General features: G+C 62.1%; 10 protein-coding genes and 1 tRNA gene. 8 read left to right on the plus strand and 3 right to left on the minus strand.

Going from position 1 to position 15157, the window contains the following annotated elements; all coding sequences use genetic code 11:
• Nucleotide 1 precedes the first annotated feature (1 nt).
• A complete protein-coding gene (locus NKJ01_RS24410) occupies nt 2–1855 on the minus strand; it encodes an AsmA family protein (protein WP_352731684.1) in 1854 nt (617 codons plus the stop codon).
• A 212-nt stretch (nt 1856–2067) separates the two neighbouring features.
• Between NKJ01_RS24410 and NKJ01_RS24415 the strand changes: the two genes are divergently transcribed.
• On the plus strand, nt 2068–4038 hold the full coding sequence (locus NKJ01_RS24415; RefSeq protein ID WP_352731686.1) for an acetoacetate--CoA ligase: 1971 nt from the start codon (nt 2068–2070) through the stop codon (nt 4036–4038).
• A 393-nt stretch (nt 4039–4431) separates the two neighbouring features.
• Here the strand turns inward: NKJ01_RS24415 and NKJ01_RS24420 are convergent, their stop codons facing one another.
• Nucleotides 4432–8172, minus strand: coding sequence for a PAS domain S-box protein (locus tag NKJ01_RS24420; RefSeq protein WP_352731689.1), 3741 nt, complete (start codon nt 8170–8172; stop codon nt 4432–4434).
• Nucleotides 8173–8420: 248 nt separating this feature from the next.
• Between NKJ01_RS24420 and NKJ01_RS24425 the strand changes: the two genes are divergently transcribed.
• The 5 genes from NKJ01_RS24425 (at nt 8421) to NKJ01_RS24445 (ending at nt 12440) form a co-directional block, all read left to right on the plus strand.
• Entirely contained in the window at nt 8421–8879 is a 459-nt protein-coding gene (locus NKJ01_RS24425) for a phasin (protein ID WP_352602390.1), read from the plus strand.
• 350 nt (nt 8880–9229) lie between these two features.
• Nucleotides 9230–9306 (plus strand) — tRNA-His (locus NKJ01_RS24430).
• Between the two features lie 680 nt (nt 9307–9986).
• Nucleotides 9987–10670, plus strand: coding sequence for an AraC family transcriptional regulator (locus NKJ01_RS24435; RefSeq protein ID WP_352731691.1), 684 nt, complete (start codon nt 9987–9989; stop codon nt 10668–10670).
• Nucleotides 10671–10768: 98 nt separating this feature from the next.
• Nucleotides 10769–11737: an alpha/beta hydrolase gene (locus NKJ01_RS24440; RefSeq protein WP_352731693.1), complete on the plus strand. Its 969-nt coding sequence runs from the start codon at nt 10769–10771 to the stop codon at nt 11735–11737.
• Between the two features lie 190 nt (nt 11738–11927).
• Nucleotides 11928–12440 (plus strand): nuclear transport factor 2 family protein, encoded by a 513-nt coding sequence (locus NKJ01_RS24445; protein ID WP_352731695.1) that lies wholly within the window; start codon nt 11928–11930, stop codon nt 12438–12440.
• 9 nt (nt 12441–12449) lie between these two features.
• Here the strand turns inward: NKJ01_RS24445 and NKJ01_RS24450 are convergent, their stop codons facing one another.
• Complete coding sequence (locus tag NKJ01_RS24450) at nt 12450–13349, minus strand: LysR family transcriptional regulator (protein ID WP_352731698.1); 900 nt, start codon at nt 13347–13349, stop codon at nt 12450–12452.
• A 102-nt stretch (nt 13350–13451) separates the two neighbouring features.
• Here NKJ01_RS24450 and NKJ01_RS24455 point away from each other — a divergent pair, with 102 nt between their 5' ends.
• Nucleotides 13452–14909, plus strand: a complete 1458-nt coding sequence (locus NKJ01_RS24455; protein WP_352731700.1) for an LVIVD repeat-containing protein — start codon at nt 13452–13454, stop codon at nt 14907–14909.
• The coding region (locus NKJ01_RS24460; protein ID WP_352731702.1) for a 2Fe-2S iron-sulfur cluster-binding protein at nt 14893–15157 on the plus strand (265 nt) is incomplete at its 3' end. The genes NKJ01_RS24455 and NKJ01_RS24460, both read left to right, overlap by 17 nt.

Here is a 15157-nt window from a genome sequence, read left to right on the forward strand (position 1 = left end):
CCTATTCTCCCGAAACGCCGCGGCTGATCGGGGAAATGAACGGTGTGCTCCAGGTCCCGCCGACGAAGAACGATGCCTGGTTGGGGCCTTGCTGGCCATTGGTCTGCGTTGCAGCCTGCTCCGGCTGGATGACACCGCCGGACAGGGCCAGCCCGCGTCCCGCGTAGGACGCGATCCCGGACAGCCAGATCTTGTATTTCGCCGAATTGGCTTCGGCCTTGTCGATCCGTGCCACGCCCTTCGAAATGCTGGCCTTGATCTCGGCGCCGTCGATCGGCAGCGTTCCGTCGGAGACATCGTCGAGCGCGAAAAAGCCGCCTTGCTCGGTATGCTTGAGGAACGCCGGCAGGTTGAGCTTGCTCAACGCACCTGGTCCGAAGGTCGCCGAAACCGAGCCGTCGGCATTGTCGAAAATGGAGTTCCAGGTTCTGCCAGGCCCCTTGAGGATGACCGAAACGGTCCCCGTGCCAACCGGCACCAGCCGGGTCATGCCCGCCGCCGTGGCAAAAGCACCGCCGTCGATATCGGATGCCAGCAGCCGGATTTCGACCTGGGAGCCTTCCGGCTTGCGGTCGAAGCGAAGGCTGGTCTGGATGTTGCCGCCGAAGGCCGAGGCATCGGAGATATCGAAGACCGACAGGCCATCCTTGACCTGGGCGGTGGCGGCGACGTCGGCGAGCTGGATAGGCCCGGCGGTGGCGTGTGCCGCGGACAGCCTGAGATCGAGGTTGATCTTGTCGGCGAAACTTGTGTCGACGTCGCTGGGCCCCACCGCGCCGGTGGGCGCCAGCGGCGTGAAGGCCGACAGGAACGATCTGAGGTCAAGCGTGTCGAAGGCGAGCGTGCCGGAGATCACCGGCTGAGCTTCGCCAAGCGACAGGTCCAGCGCTCCCATTCCCGGATTGTTGTCCAACGCAATGGCGGTGTTGTCGAATTTGACGCGCCCGGCCGTTGCCGTGACCTTGCTCGAAATGCTGACCGAGCCGATCGCAGCACCCGGCGCGATGCCGGCCTGCAACCATTCCAGCACGCGGCGTAGCGAGGGCGCCGAAAACTTCGCCTGACCGTCGAAATAGCTGTTTTCGGACATGCTGGCCGTGCCGTCGAAAGAGAAGGTGGCGGGGGGCGCCTTGAAAGACAGGGAAAGCGGCGCCACGCCGCCTGCGAAAAGCACCAGCGGCTTCTCCGAGGCGGCATCCACGGCCACACTTTCGCCGCGCCAGATCCCGGTCGCCGACAGCGTTGCATTGCTGTTCATCGCCGCCCAGGTCGCCTGTCCGCTCAGGCTGCTCAGAATCTCGACGTCCTTGCCGTCGACCGAAGCCACCATGCGGCCGTCGCGAAACTCCACCGTGCCGAAAGTGTCGGTCGGCAGCTTGTCGAGATTCGGCTTTGCGGGGTCGGCGTTGACGACGCCGCGGGCCGTGTCGATGGAACGCGTGATGCGCCCACCGGTTGGGACGGCGGGCAGGAAAAGGCCGGTTGGCGTGCGCTGAACCCGAATCGTTGGCCGCACCAGCCGTGCCGTCGAAAACACCACGTCGCCGCGCAAGGCCGCCATGGCGGAAAGGTCGACCTCGACCCGTTCGGCCTCGACGACCGGCGGCGTCTCGGTGTCGGTCCATTGCGAAAGCGTCACATCGGTCAGGATCGCCCGGAAGGTCGGCCAGACCTCGATCCGGGGCGAGCCTTCGATGGCGACCCGGAAGCCGCTCCACGCACTCATTTCCCAGGCGATGCGGTCGCGCACGATACGGGTGGAGGCGATCAGCGGCAGGGTGGCAACCACCAGCGCGATGACGATCACGGCAGCGCCGATCGCCCATATTCCGCGCCGGATCAAAGATGATGGCATATCGCCCCGTATGCTTCTGTAACCCCAGTCGTCACCACGACTTCCTGGTCGTCACTACGACCCCAGTCGTCACTACGACCTAGGGCTGAGGCATTTCAAGTCTTTATGGCCCGGCGATGGCATTTGCGCACATCTAGCCGCATCAATCGAACAAAATCTTGCTCTGCTGCGCTGCGATATGCATAAGCGATGGCGACCGTGGAGGAACGATCATGGCTGCCGAAGTACCGCTCTGGACCCCGACGCAAGAGCAAGTTGATGCGGCACCCTTGACCGCTTTCACCAAGGCAGCCGCACTGAGGGCCGGTGTAGCGTTTTCTTCGTATCCGCAGCTTCACGCGTGGTCGGTGGAGGATCGTGAAGGGTTCTGGAGCCTGGTTTGGGATTTCTGCGGCATCGTCGGCGACAAGGGGGCCAATGCGGGCGATGCCATCCTTGTCGACGGCGATAGAATGCCCGGCGCCTCGTTCTTTCCCTATGCGACACTGAATTTCGCCGAGAATCTCCTGAAGCAGACCGGCACCGGTGAGGCAATCGTGTTTCGCGGCGAGGACAAAGTCGAGCGCCGTCTGTCCTGGAACGAATTGCATGCGCTGACCTCACGGCTGCAGCAGCTTTTCCTGTCGCTCAAGGTGAAGAAGGGCGACCGCATTGCCGCGATGATGCCCAACATGCCCGAGGCCGTCGCCGCCATGCTTGCCGCCGCCTCTATCGGCGCCGTCTGGTCGTCCTGCTCACCCGATTTCGGCGAGCAGGGCGTGCTCGATCGCTTCGGCCAGATCGAGCCTGTCGTCTTCATCGCGCCTGATGGCTATTGGTACAATGGCAAGGCGATCGAGGTCGCCGACAAGATCGCTGCGGTCGCGGCCAAGCTCTCGAGCGTTCGCAAGGTCCTGGTCGTCGATTATCTCGGCACCTCGAGCGATGTCGCTGGGACCATCGATAAGGCCGTGGCGCTTGAAGAGGCGCTGTCGCCCTTCGCCGGCAAACGCGTTAGCTTCGAGCAGCTGCCGTTTTCGCATCCGCTTTACATCCTGTTCTCATCAGGAACGACCGGCATTCCCAAATGTATCGTCCATTCGGCCGGCGGCACGCTGATCCAGCATGTCAAGGAACACCGGCTGCACGCAGGGCTGATCGAGGGCGACCGCTTCTTCTACTTCACCACCTGCGGCTGGATGATGTGGAACTGGCTCGTGTCGGGGCTCGCGTCGGGTGCCACGCTGCTGCTCTATGACGGCTCGCCTTTCTACCCTGACGGCAATGCGCTGTTCGACTTTGCCGATGCCGAGAAGATGACCTTCTTCGGCACGTCGGCCAAGTTCATCGATTCCGTCCGCAAGGCCGGACTGAAGCCGATCCGCAGCCATGATCTGTCTGATGTGCGTGCGATTTCCTCCACCGGGTCGCCGCTGTCGCCGGAAGATTTCCGCTTCGTTTACGACGGCATCAAGAAGGACGTCCATCTGGCCTCGGTCTCCGGCGGCACCGACATCGTCTCCTGCTTCGTGCTCGGCGTGCCGACTCAGCCTGTCTGGACCGGCGAGATCCAGGGTCCCGGCCTCGGCCTTGCCGTCGATGTCTGGGACGACGACGGCAAGCCGGTCAGGCAGGAGAAGGGCGAACTGGTCTGCACCAAGGCCTTTCCGTCGATGCCGATCGGCTTCTGGAACGACCCCGAGGGCAAGAAATACCACGCGGCCTATTTCGAGCGCTTCGACAATGTCTGGTGTCATGGCGATTTCGCCGAATGGACCGAGCACGGCGGCCTGATCATCCATGGCCGTTCCGACGCCACGCTCAACCCGGGTGGCGTGAGGATCGGCACGGCGGAGATCTATAACCAGGTCGAGCAGATGCCGGAAATCCTGGAGGCGCTGTGCATCGGCCAGGATTTCGACAATGACGTGCGCGTCGTGCTGTTCGTGCGCCTGGCCGCTGGCGTGCAACTCGATGAGGAACTCGAGAAACGCATACGGGCAAAAATCCGCAGCGGGGCGAGCCCGCGTCACGTGCCGGCCAGGATCGTCGCCGTCACCGACATCCCGCGCACCAAATCGGGCAAGATCACCGAACTTGCGGTGCGCGACGTGGTGCACGGCCGCGCCATCAAGAACAAGGAGGCGCTCGCCAACCCAGAGGCGCTTGAGCTGTTCAAGAACCTGCCGCAACTGGCCGAGTGACCCGCCAATGCATGTTGCACAAATTGGCTCCAACGACCTGCATGAAACAAAGATTTCCAGCATGGTTACCGAAATATGTCGGTAGAATTTACCTAGATTTCATCAGTGGTACACATCCGTAAATTTTCCGCTGCCCCGGTAAGGAGTTGTTAAGGTCCGGCGTCGATAGTCGCATACAACTTGAGGGAGAAATCCCGTTCCTCGGCCCCCGGAGGATCCGATTCGCTCAAGCCCCCGTTGTGACAGCAATTCCATCTCTTAAGGCGTCCTTTTGGGCGCCTTTTCTTTTGCCGAAGCAATTCCAGGAAAAGCGTCGAGCGTTTTTCCCGGGAAAAGCGCATCCCTTTGGGAGTTGCGACAAACAAAAGGGATCGAGCTGTAGGGGGCGCTGGCCTATTCCGCAAGCACACGAGTCGACGGAAACGCGACCTCGACCAGCGTGCCTTCACCCGGTGTGGAGTTGATGATGAACCGGGCGCGGTTGGCTTCGACCATCGCCTTGGTCAACGGCAATCCAAGCCCGGTGCCGTCGCCACGTCCGCGCTTCAGCGCGTTAATCTGCTTGAATGGCTTCAGCGCCTGCTCGATCTCGGCCTGGCTCATGCCGATGCCGGTGTCGCGTACCCGCATGACGACGTCGCCCGACGTCTCATAGGCGGTCGAGACGATCACCTGACCGCCGGCCTGGGTATAGCGGATGGCGTTCGACAGGATGTTGAGCGCGATCTGGCGCACGCTGCGCAGGTCGGCCACCACTTCCGGCAAACGCGAAGCGAAGCTGGAGCGGATGATGACGCGCTCACGGTTGGCCTGTGGCTGCATCATCGCCACCGTCTCCGCCAGCGTGTCGTTGAGCGACACCGCCTCGTAGGCCATTTCCTGCTGACCCGCCTCGATCTTCGAGATGTCGAGCAGGTCGTTGACTAGGTCGAGCACATGATTGCCCGAGCGGTTGATGTCGCGCAGATAGTCGCGGTAGCGGTCATTGGCGACAGGTCCGAACTTCTCGTCGACCATCAGTTCGGAAAAGCCGATGATGGCATTGAGCGGCGTGCGGATCTCGTGGCTGATGCGGGCGAGGAAATCGGTCTTTTGCGAGGACGCGCGCTCTGCCATCGCACGCGCTTGCGTCAAGTCCTCTTCGGCCCGCTTCCACTGCGTGATGTCACGCACGACAGCACAGAAGCCGCTGTCGTTGGGCAGCCGGCCGATGGTCATGAACAGCGGGATGAACCGCCCCTGCGCCTCGCGCCCGATTACCTCGCGGCCGTCATTCATCACGCTCGCCACACCGGGTTCGGACAGTCCGTTGAGATAGTCGCGCGCCGCGCGCTGGCTTTCGATTGCAAATAGTGAAGCGAACGGCTTGCCGGTAACGTCGTCGCTGTCGAAACCGAACAGCGCTTCGGCCGGACGGCTGATCGAGCGGATGGTGCCGTCACGGCCGATCAGCACGACGCCGTCGGTGGCGGTGTCGATGATGGTGCGCATCTCGGCGATGCGCGCCTTGAGCTCGGGAATGTCGGGCTGCGTCTGCTCGTCGCCGACCGCATGCACCGGTGCGTCGTCCTCGCCGTGGCGGCGCACCACCAGCATCAGCGCCTTGCCGTCGCGCCAGGGGACCGAGCGTAGAATAGCTTCGATCGGAAATTCCTGCCCGTCACGCGTCTTCAGCCGCAGCGCGCGATCGGCGCCGTCGGAAGAACCGTCATCGGCGTAGGGGTCGGCAAACAGGGCGCCGAGGCCACCGGCATCCGCAAGGTCGTCGAGCGCCTCATAGCCGGTCAGGTTGAGGAATTCCCCGTTCGCATAGTGCAGCTCGTCGCCGGAATGGATGAGCAGCGGCACGGGCAGCTTGCCGAGAAGCGAAGTGTCGGGAACCTTGTGCTCATCTCCGGCCGAAAACGCCGACGGCACGAACCCTTCGGCCTTGAGCGGCGGCACCTGCAGGCGCGGGCGCTCGATGCGTGTTTCCACGACGTCCTCTGCGCTGGCAGTTTTCTCGGCGGACGCCACCGCCTGCTGGTCGGGCGAGGCTTTCTCGTCGGGCTGCGCCCAATCTTCACTATCTTCGGCATCGCGAAAATCAGCTGATGTCATGCTGTCGTCATCGACGGCATCACGTCGCGCATCGGCGCCAACCGGCTCCTCGCCAGTCGCACCGGGTTTGGTGATGTCTGGTTCCGTCGCCACCGGTTCGGAGACCGGGGACGCGCCACTATTGTTCGCGGCAGCGTCGCTTTCGTTGACATGGCCGGCATAATCCAGCAACGAGCCCGTCGCATTCGGCGGCGCATCGGGTTCCTGAACCCTTTCGTCCGGGTGGCCGCCATCAAGCCGCGCCAGATCCCGCTCGTCCTCGGCATCGACATCGGACGGTTCGGCTGGCGCTGTCTCGCTCGTCGGCTCGACCGGGGAACTGTCCTTCCTCAGCCGTTCGCCGATCTCGCGGAACGCGCTGCGTTCCAGGCTCGACAGGCCCTTGTCGTTGGCCGGCTGACGATGTTCGGCCAGCCGGATCACCTTGTCGGCAAAGCGCCGTTCCGGCTTCGGCACGATGGTCAGCGCCGGCACCTCGCCCTTGAAGGGGTCCGAAGCCGGTGGGCCCTCGGCCTTCGGCTCTCCCGATGCTGGTTCGAGGGTTTTCGGTTCCGGTGCCGCCGGTGTCGCACCGTTGGGCACCAGCGCCATGCCGATCGCTTCAGGATCGACGACCGCATCACTGGCGCGGGCGACGCCGAAGCCGCGAAAACCTTCGAAGGCACGGCTGCGGCCATAGACAGGCAGCGCCGCCAGATCGACGGGTATCTTCAGATCGGTGCCGACGACCGGCCACAGCACGGAGCGCCCGGACCAGGTATCGCGCCGTTCCAGGAGGCCCGCGATCTCGCCGGAGGGGTCGAGGCCGAAAGTGGCCGCGACATCCCTGAAGCGCCGGCCGATCACGTCGGCTGCAGGTTCGCCGACGATGGAGGTGAATTCCGGCGACAGCGCACTGAATCTGCCTTCGGCATCGGTGCGCCAGACGAAGCGCAGCGGCGGCGCCGTGCGGTCTATCGCCGGATCGGTCGCAGGCGCGGCCGTGGGGGCGGCCTGGACATCGGTCAGTTTCGTGTCTTGGTGTTTCGTATTCTGGGCGGGAGTTTCCAGACCGGTAGGCTCTGCGGGCGTTTCAGGTTCAGGCGCGGCTGGCCGCTGCGCCCGTTGCCCTTCGTCCTCGCCGGTGTTGAAGTACCAATGGTCGTGCTGCGCCGGCGTGCGCGCAGGTGGGTGATCGCTGTTGGCGGCTGTCGGCGGCTGCACCGTCGCGTCGGCGATCTCATGCGCCTGCGATGCGGCGATTTCGCTGGTCGGTTGTGAGGCACCCGGTTCGTCGGCCGGCTCGGCACCCTGTTCCAGCTGAACAGCAGCGTCGCCAGCCGGCGCGGCCTCGGCAATGGTTTGCGCCGGGTGTTCGCCAGCTGCGGCGTCGTCGAGTTGGTCCTCGTCGATCACTACCAGCAGATGCCGCTCCTCGGTCAATCGTGCCAGCCCCGCCGGATAGGAGGCCGTGCCGCCGGGGACGAGGCGCTTGACGATGCGGTCGCTCTCAGCCGCGACGTCGGCGACGAGCGCAGCCAGCGTTTCCGGCAGGATGCCCAGCGCAGAAAACCCCTCCGAGGCGGCCTCGACGTTGCCAGCGGCATCGACAAAGGCGATGAAATGGCCATCATCTGTAAACCCGCCTATGCCGCGAGCGGCGATTTCGCCGGCACTGCGTGAGCCCGTCTGCGCCGCCGGCACGGCCAGCATGATCGCCTTTTCGGCATCCGGCATGGACACGGCGCTGGCCAGGAAGCTGACGGCGCGGCTGGTCATGCCGGTCGCAAGCCGTACCGTGATAGCCCGGTCATTGCCGATCTCGGGAAATCCGCTGGTCGCCATGATCTGGCGCCTGGCTATCAAGGGCAGTTGCGCCGAGGTGCCGATGATGGCCTCGATGTCGGGATAGCCGAACAGCGCGGCTCCCGGCCCATTGGCCCAGATCACCTGCTCCAGGTCCGCCGACAGGATCGCGATCGCGTCGCCGGCGGCAAAGCGCTGGCGGACCGCGTCGAGCACGGCGACGTCAAGGAAGGAATATTCGGACGGCATGCGCTTGGCGAACCCTCACGGAGCGGCGAATTTGCAGTTAACGCTTTGTTAATAAAAGCCGGAGGCGCGAAGGTCCACAAGCCAGAACGTGCAAAGGCCGGAATCTGGGCTCTTGGTTAACGGCCCAAAAGAATTTATGGTGCACTGCAACAAAGATATTGCAATGCACAAAATTTGCCTTTATATTGCCATCATACATGAACGAGACGGCTTTCTGTCAAAGCCGCTGGCGCTGAAAAGGATGGAAAATGTCCAGGACCAAGACTGCCGAGACGATTGAAAACGTTGAATTCCCGAGCTTCGACGCTTCCAAGGCCACCGACCAGATGCGCGCTTTCGCCGAAAAGGGCGTTGAGCAGTCGAAGGAAGCCTATGCCAAGCTGAAGACCGGCGCCGAGGAGACCCAGAAGGCTCTGGAGTCGACTTTCGAGACCGCCAAGACCGTTTCGAGCGACCTGTCGCTCAAGACCATTTCCGCTCTGCGTGCCAATGCCGAGGCCGGCTTCTCCCATCTTGAAGCGCTGATCGGCGCCAAGTCGTTGTCGGAAGTCGTCGAGTTGCAGACCGCGTTCCTGCGCAAGCGCGTTGAGACGACGGTAGAGCAGGCCAAGGACTTCCAGGCTGTCGCCTCCAAAGCAGCCGAGGACGTCTCCAAGCCGATCAAGACCGCCTTCGAGAAGGCGATGAAGGATATCAAGATTGCTTAACATCTACGCATGATCTGAAGATGCAACAAAAGGTCGCATTTTCTTAAAATAGATCGGGCGTATGATGTCGGCAATCAAGGAATACCCGGTGGGTGGAACCTCCTCCCTCTGCCTGCCGGGGTGACCAGCCAGCACCTCCTCCCGCTGGCTCGTAACAGGAAAAGGCCGGCACCTCCTCCCGCCGGCCTTTTTCTTTGCCTGGCGCCGGCGAATATCGCGCCGATGTGGGGAAGTGACCTTTGCTTTCCAAAAGCCTTGAATTAGAATCCATAAGCCCGTAAGGACGCATCGCCGAACGACAGAGCGGTCGAGTGGGACGAGTTTCCGCTTCGACCCGTTCAGGCAAACGTGCCGTTGTAGCTCAGATGGTTAGAGCGCCGGATTGTGGATCCGGAGGTCGCTGGTTCGATCCCAGCCAACGGTACCATAATTCATTAAATAATTTCAATTACTTAAAGGTTATTGAGGCAGTGAGGTAGGCTCCCTACGGATGGGTACCATTCTGGTATCATACGGGGGGCGTTCAGCTATGCCTATGACGGTCAACACAGTTGGCGGTGGGAGCGGACCCCGCCAACGACGTCGGCCGTCGTTCTGCTTTGAGGTCTTTACGCAGCCGAAAAATGCCGACGGCCACGGGAGCCTACCGCTTGTGGAAACCGCTAGGCCCGAAGGTGAAGGGGCTTGAAGCTGCAGACTGATCCACGCATGGACGGCTGCAACATTTGATGTCGCTGTCCGGAAACGAAAGGCAGCGCCAATGTTTAGAGTAACCGCCCCACACCGCCACGCCATTTTTGCAGAACTTGACGCACACAACCGTGTTTCGACAGAGGTCGAAATGGCGGCCCTTGAACATCACGTGCTCCTCCATAGCTGAGGAGCGTTCCATGCATGCTCCGATTACCGAAAGGTTTGCGACAGAGCCGTATTTGAAGCGGTTCACTGGCAGCTTGCGACCTCTGTTGCTATTTTGAATCCATGTTGATCGGGCTGGAACAGACCAGGCGAGAACTGCGCCCCGGTTCATATGAATGGTCGGGAGGCGCGTCCACGTTTCTCAGGGTCGGTCCTGGCGAAGGTGCGTTCCATTTCGAGCGCGTGACCGTGGGCGTGGTGCTGGCGCCGCTTAGAAGCCATCATGCCGCTTATGGGAATGACCGCCGCCGGGCCTTGCCATTGCTGCCGGGCCAAGGCTGGGTTTTCCCCGCCGGCTTCGAGGGCTGGTGCCGGTGGGATGAGCCGAACGACTTCCTCAATGTCGAGATCGACGACGATCTCCTCATGGGCGCGGGGATGCCAGCACCGTCCTTTGTGCCTCGGTCAGGTACGATCGATGCGTTGGTGACTCAACTCGCCGTCAGCCTCCACGCTGCAGGAAATGCCGCGCCTCGGCTATATCGCGACGCTTTGGCTGTCGCACTCGCAGCGCAGCTCACGCGTCTCGCGGGCCAGCCTGCAGGCGATCCGCCTGCGGCAGAGCCGCGTATTCTGCGGGCGCTCGACTATATCGAGGCGCATCTTACGGATGATATCACGCTCGATGAACTGGCGGCGGTAGCGGTGATGAGCCGGTTCCACTTCGCGCGCGCATTTCGCGATGCCGTTGGCGTGCCGCCACATGCCTTTGTCGTCTCCCGCCGGATCGAGCGGGCGAAGGATCTGTTGCGCTCAACCCGACTACCGATCGCCGAGGTCGCATGGCGGGTCGGTTATTCCAATCCGGCAAAGTTCGCGGCGCAGTTCCGCAAGCTGGTGGGCAAGAGACCGGGAGCCTGGCGCGGGCACTGAAGCGCAAGATCGGATCGGCAAAGCGCAAGGACGGGCGCTGACGAGCGGACGTCATGGCGCGATGCTTGAGGAAATCCTGTCCTGAGGAGGCTTTTCCCATGTCCGTGCTCTCGTCGTTTATCGCCGCGGCGGCTTCGATGTTTTTTGCCGGAGCTGCGCTTGCCGCTGAGGTTCAGACCCGCAAGGTTTCCTTTGACAATGAAGGGGTCGCCCTGATCGGCACACTTTATCTGCCCGCCGATTACCGGCCTGGCGAGAAGCGCCCCGGCGTGCTGGTGACCGGCGCCTGGACATCGGTCAAGGAGCAGATGTCCGGCCTCTATGCCCGAGAAATGGCAGAACGCGGCTATGTGTCCCTTGCCTTCGACTTCCGCGGCTGGGGTGAGTCCGGCGGGACTGCCAGGTTCAAGGAAGACCCTGCGGCCAAGACGTCGGATATTGTTGCTGCCGGCCGTTTCATGGCGAGTTTGCCTGATGTCGACGCGGCAAAGATCGCGGGCCTCGGTATCTGCGCCTCAGCCGGCTACATGGCGCAGGCCGCATCAGCCAATGCGAACTTCGCCAGCGTGGCGCTGGTGGCTCCCTGGCTGCATGACGCCCGCATCGTCGAACAGGTCTATGGCGGTCCAGAAGGTGTGGCCGCACTGATTGCGACATCGCGAGAGGCCGAGGCCGCCGAGCGCAAGGGCCGACCCCGGATCGTCGTCGCCGCGAGCATGAGCGACCGGACGTCGCTGATGTACCAGATACCCTATTACACGGAGAGTAACCGGGGCCTCATCCCGGCCTATGACAACAAGTTCAACCTGGCCTCTTGGGAACCGTGGCTGACCTACGACTCCGTGGCCGTCGGTGCGCAGCTCCACAAGCCAACGCTCATCGTCCACTCGGAAGCCGCAGCGATCCCGCAGGGTGCGCATGCTTTCTTCGCGCTTCTTGAGGGCGACCGGTCCGAACTCTGGCTGGACGACGTCGCCCAGTTCGACTTCTACGACAAGCCCGAGAACGTGACGCGGGCCGCCGATGCAGCTGCGGCGCATTTCAACCGAATCAATAGTGGTTCTTGAAACAGAACTAGCCCGGTGCCAGGGCGCTGGGCCTACCTTGCACCAAAGCCGCTGCTCGGGCGGCTGGCGGATTGATGGATGGTAACGAAACGGCTTGCATGCAAACAAGGAGGATATTTCCATGGAACCTAATCATTCAAACCCAGCATCGACGCGACCCACTGGAACCACCGGCCAAAGATGTCGTGGAATGAAGGCGGCGTTGCTCGGCGCCGCGCTGCTCACAGTCGCTGGCGCTCAGACATCCTTTGCGTCGCCCGCCGACGAAGCCCGCATAGCCGGCGTAATCTCCGCCGTCGCCGTCTACGCCGACAATCGCGATTTCCGCCCTCTCGAACGCTTCTTCGCACCGGAAACGACGATCGATTACACGTCCTTGTGGGGTGGCGAGCCGCAGCGCTTTGCGCCCTCGGCGTTGATGGATGTCTGGGCCGACCTGCTGCCGGGTTTCGACGCCACGCTTCATGAGCTTTCCGATATCCAGGTCGAGATCGGCGATGGCGCGGCAACGGCACAAGCCAGTGTCCGCGCAACGCACTGGCTGGGCGATCGCATGTGGGTCGTGGCCGGATCTTACGAATACGCGCTTATCCGCACCGGCAGCGGCTGGCAGGTCTCGCGGATGACGCTTCACTTGGCCGAGGAAAGCGGCGATCGCACTCTCGTCGAAGAGGCTACAGCCAAGGTCGCGCGAGCCAAGTGATTGCCGAGACTACCGCCCACGGCCATTGGTCTGCGTCGTGCTCCGCACGACGTCGAGGAATGCCTTCAGCACCGGTGAGGGCTGTTCGCGCCGATAGATGATGGAGGTATCGATAGCCAGGTTTCGGCCCCGAATTGGACGATAGACCACGCCGGATCGACGCAGGTTCTGAAGGCAGGCTGGCAACAGTGAAACGCCAAGCCCGACAGATACAAGGCCGATGATCGTCTGCTTGGGCGTTGCTTCCCGCACGATCCTTGGGCTGAAGCCCGACGCCCGGCACAGCCCGACGATCTCGTCATAAAGGGATGGATTGATGCCGCGCGGAAATTGAATCAGTGCCTCTGGTGCCAAGTCCGCCAGCGCCACCTCGGCTTCCGAGGCCAACCGATGCGTTTCCGGCAAGGCTACGATCAAAGGTTCGACCAATATGCTTTCGACCTGCAGAGCGTTGTGAACAATAGGCGGATGAACAAAGCCGATATCGAGTTGGCCTTCAGCCACGAGTTTGATCTGACTGGGAATACGCAGGTCCGTCAGGCTCAACTCGACCTCTGGATAGGCTTCAACAAAGCGCTGAACGATTGCAGGCACGACACTGTAGATCGCCGCATCGATGAACCCGACGGACAGATGGCCGGTTTCACCACGATCGGCTTTGCGGGCAAGCTCCACCGCTTGCCCCGTCTGATGAAGCACTGCCCGCGCTTCGTCCAGAAACACACGGCCGGCAGCAGTCAGTTCGACCTTGCGCTTGGTGCGATCGAGTAGGCGCACGCCGATGGCCTGCTCCAGCTGCTGGATCTGCTTTGTCAGAGGGGGTTGGGAGATGTGCAGGCGTATTGCGGCGCGCCCGAAATGCAGTTCTTCCGCTACAGCCACGAAGGACTGCATGAGCTTGTGGTCCATTTCTAGTTTCCCAAATCGAATTACTGCGAGTCCAATCGATATTGGACTGAAAGTATTGGAGCCTGCAAAATCTGAAAAGCCGCAAAAGAAGGAGGCAGGATTTTGAAGAATTCCGAGATTTCACGCCGCCAGATGCTCAAGGTGCCGCTTGCCGGAGCGGCGCTCGCAGCAGCATCTCAATCCGGGCTTGTCTGCGAGGCACTTGCACAGCCGGTTCCAGCTTCGTCGCCGGCACCTTCCGGCGCCTTCGCCCATAATGTCGAAGCGGTTGGCTATACCGATCTCGATCATCGCCCGGCCTTCAAGATGGCGATCAGGCAGGTAGGCGAGCGATGGTATCTTTATACCGGGCACTTCTGGCACTCCGGATGGAGCATCATCGACGTAACCGACCCGGCAAAGCCGGAGGTCCTCAAATTCGTGCCTTATCCCGGCACGAACACCTGGACGCTGCAGATCGATTTGTCCGGCGACACGATGGTGACCGCACTCGAAAAGCCATTCGCGAATTTCGGTGGCGATCCCGATGCGCCGTTCGGAGAAGGGGTTCTGATCTGGGATATCGCCGATCCCGTCAATCCGAAACAACTGAGCCACTACCGAACTGGCGGAAACGGCACTCACCGCAATCTTTATCCCGGCGGGCGCTACGTTCACCTTGCCGCCGGCATGCCGGGGTACAAGGGCAACATCTACGTCATTCTCGATATCTCGGATCGCTCCAAGCCGCGCGAAGCCGGACGTTGGTGGGTGCCGGGCCAGCATGAGACCGGCGGCGAGAGCTTCGCAGTCGCGGAGCCCGCCGCCGACCAGAAGACCTCCGATCGCTACCAGTTGCGACTGAAGCCGCAATGCATGTGCGGCGCCTTCTGCGCCAGCACGGGCGCGGATGTCTCGCTGCACGGCCCGCCCTATGTCACCGGCGATCTCGTCTATTTGCCTTACGGCGCGGCCGGTATAATTGTGCTCGACATCAGCGACGTCTCGCGGCCGAGGCAGGTCGGCGGCCTAAGCTTCAGCCCTCCGTTTCATTCGCGCTTCGGTGTGCATGGCGTGCTGCCGATTCCAGAGCGCGGCATCGCCTTCGCCAATTCGGAGAACGTCACCTATGGACGTGGTCCGATGCATCATGCGTCGATCATCGACATTTCAGATCCAAGCGAACCCTTTCTACTGTCGCTGTTGCCCGAACCCGTGCCGCCGGAAGGCGCTCCCTATTCGGATTTCACAACGCGTGGCGGCTGGCGCGGGCCGCACAACATCAACCACCACCAGCATCATCCCGATGTCCAGAAACAGGGCGATCTGTTCTACATCGCGCACTTCAATGCCGGGCTCAGGATCTACGACGTTTCGAACACCCGGCTTCCGCGTGAGGTCGGCTATTTCATCCCGCCGGAACCCACCCGCCGCTACGGGCCAATGCCCGAGGACAAGCTGGTCCTGCAGACCGAGGATGTCGTCGTGGATCGCCGCGGCTTCATCTATATCAGCGACAAAAACCAGGGGCTCTGGACACTCCGCTACACAGGGCCGAAACCCGATGGTGCCGGACCATGAAGGTGCCTTTCCGATTCAACGGTCGAGGGTTTTGGCAAACGCGAAAGCAGGCACGCCTCTCCTCTACGTGCTGCGAAATGACTTCGAGCTCAGCGGCCCGAAATTCGGCTGCGGACTGGCTCAATGCGGCTCCTGCCGCATGATCGTCAACGGTGAGATCACGGCAGGGCGAAATCATGAATCGTTAACCTGCAAGGACGGCTTGGCGGTAGGTCGGGTTCATGAGGGCTTTGAGGCGCTTACGCTTG

Source organism: Mesorhizobium sp. M0276, assembly GCF_040321755.1.
Taxonomy (GTDB): Bacteria; Pseudomonadota; Alphaproteobacteria; order Rhizobiales; family Rhizobiaceae; genus Mesorhizobium.

What these genes read in the sequence shown, in the direction of transcription:
- NKJ01_RS24410 (WP_352731684.1), bottom strand. Translation starts at nt 1,855, where the DNA reads ATGCCATCATCTTTGATCCGGCGCGGAATATGGGCGATCGGCGCTGCC.
- NKJ01_RS24440 (WP_352731693.1), top strand. Translation starts at nt 10,769, where the DNA reads ATGTCCGTGCTCTCGTCGTTTATCGCCGCGGCGGCTTCGATGTTTTTT.
- NKJ01_RS24420 (WP_352731689.1), bottom strand. Translation starts at nt 8,172, where the DNA reads ATGCCGTCCGAATATTCCTTCCTTGACGTCGCCGTGCTCGACGCGGTC.
- NKJ01_RS24425 (WP_352602390.1), top strand. Translation starts at nt 8,421, where the DNA reads ATGTCCAGGACCAAGACTGCCGAGACGATTGAAAACGTTGAATTCCCG.
- NKJ01_RS24415 (WP_352731686.1), top strand. Translation starts at nt 2,068, where the DNA reads ATGGCTGCCGAAGTACCGCTCTGGACCCCGACGCAAGAGCAAGTTGAT.
- NKJ01_RS24450 (WP_352731698.1), bottom strand. Translation starts at nt 13,349, where the DNA reads ATGGACCACAAGCTCATGCAGTCCTTCGTGGCTGTAGCGGAAGAACTG.
- NKJ01_RS24445 (WP_352731695.1), top strand. Translation starts at nt 11,928, where the DNA reads ATGAAGGCGGCGTTGCTCGGCGCCGCGCTGCTCACAGTCGCTGGCGCT.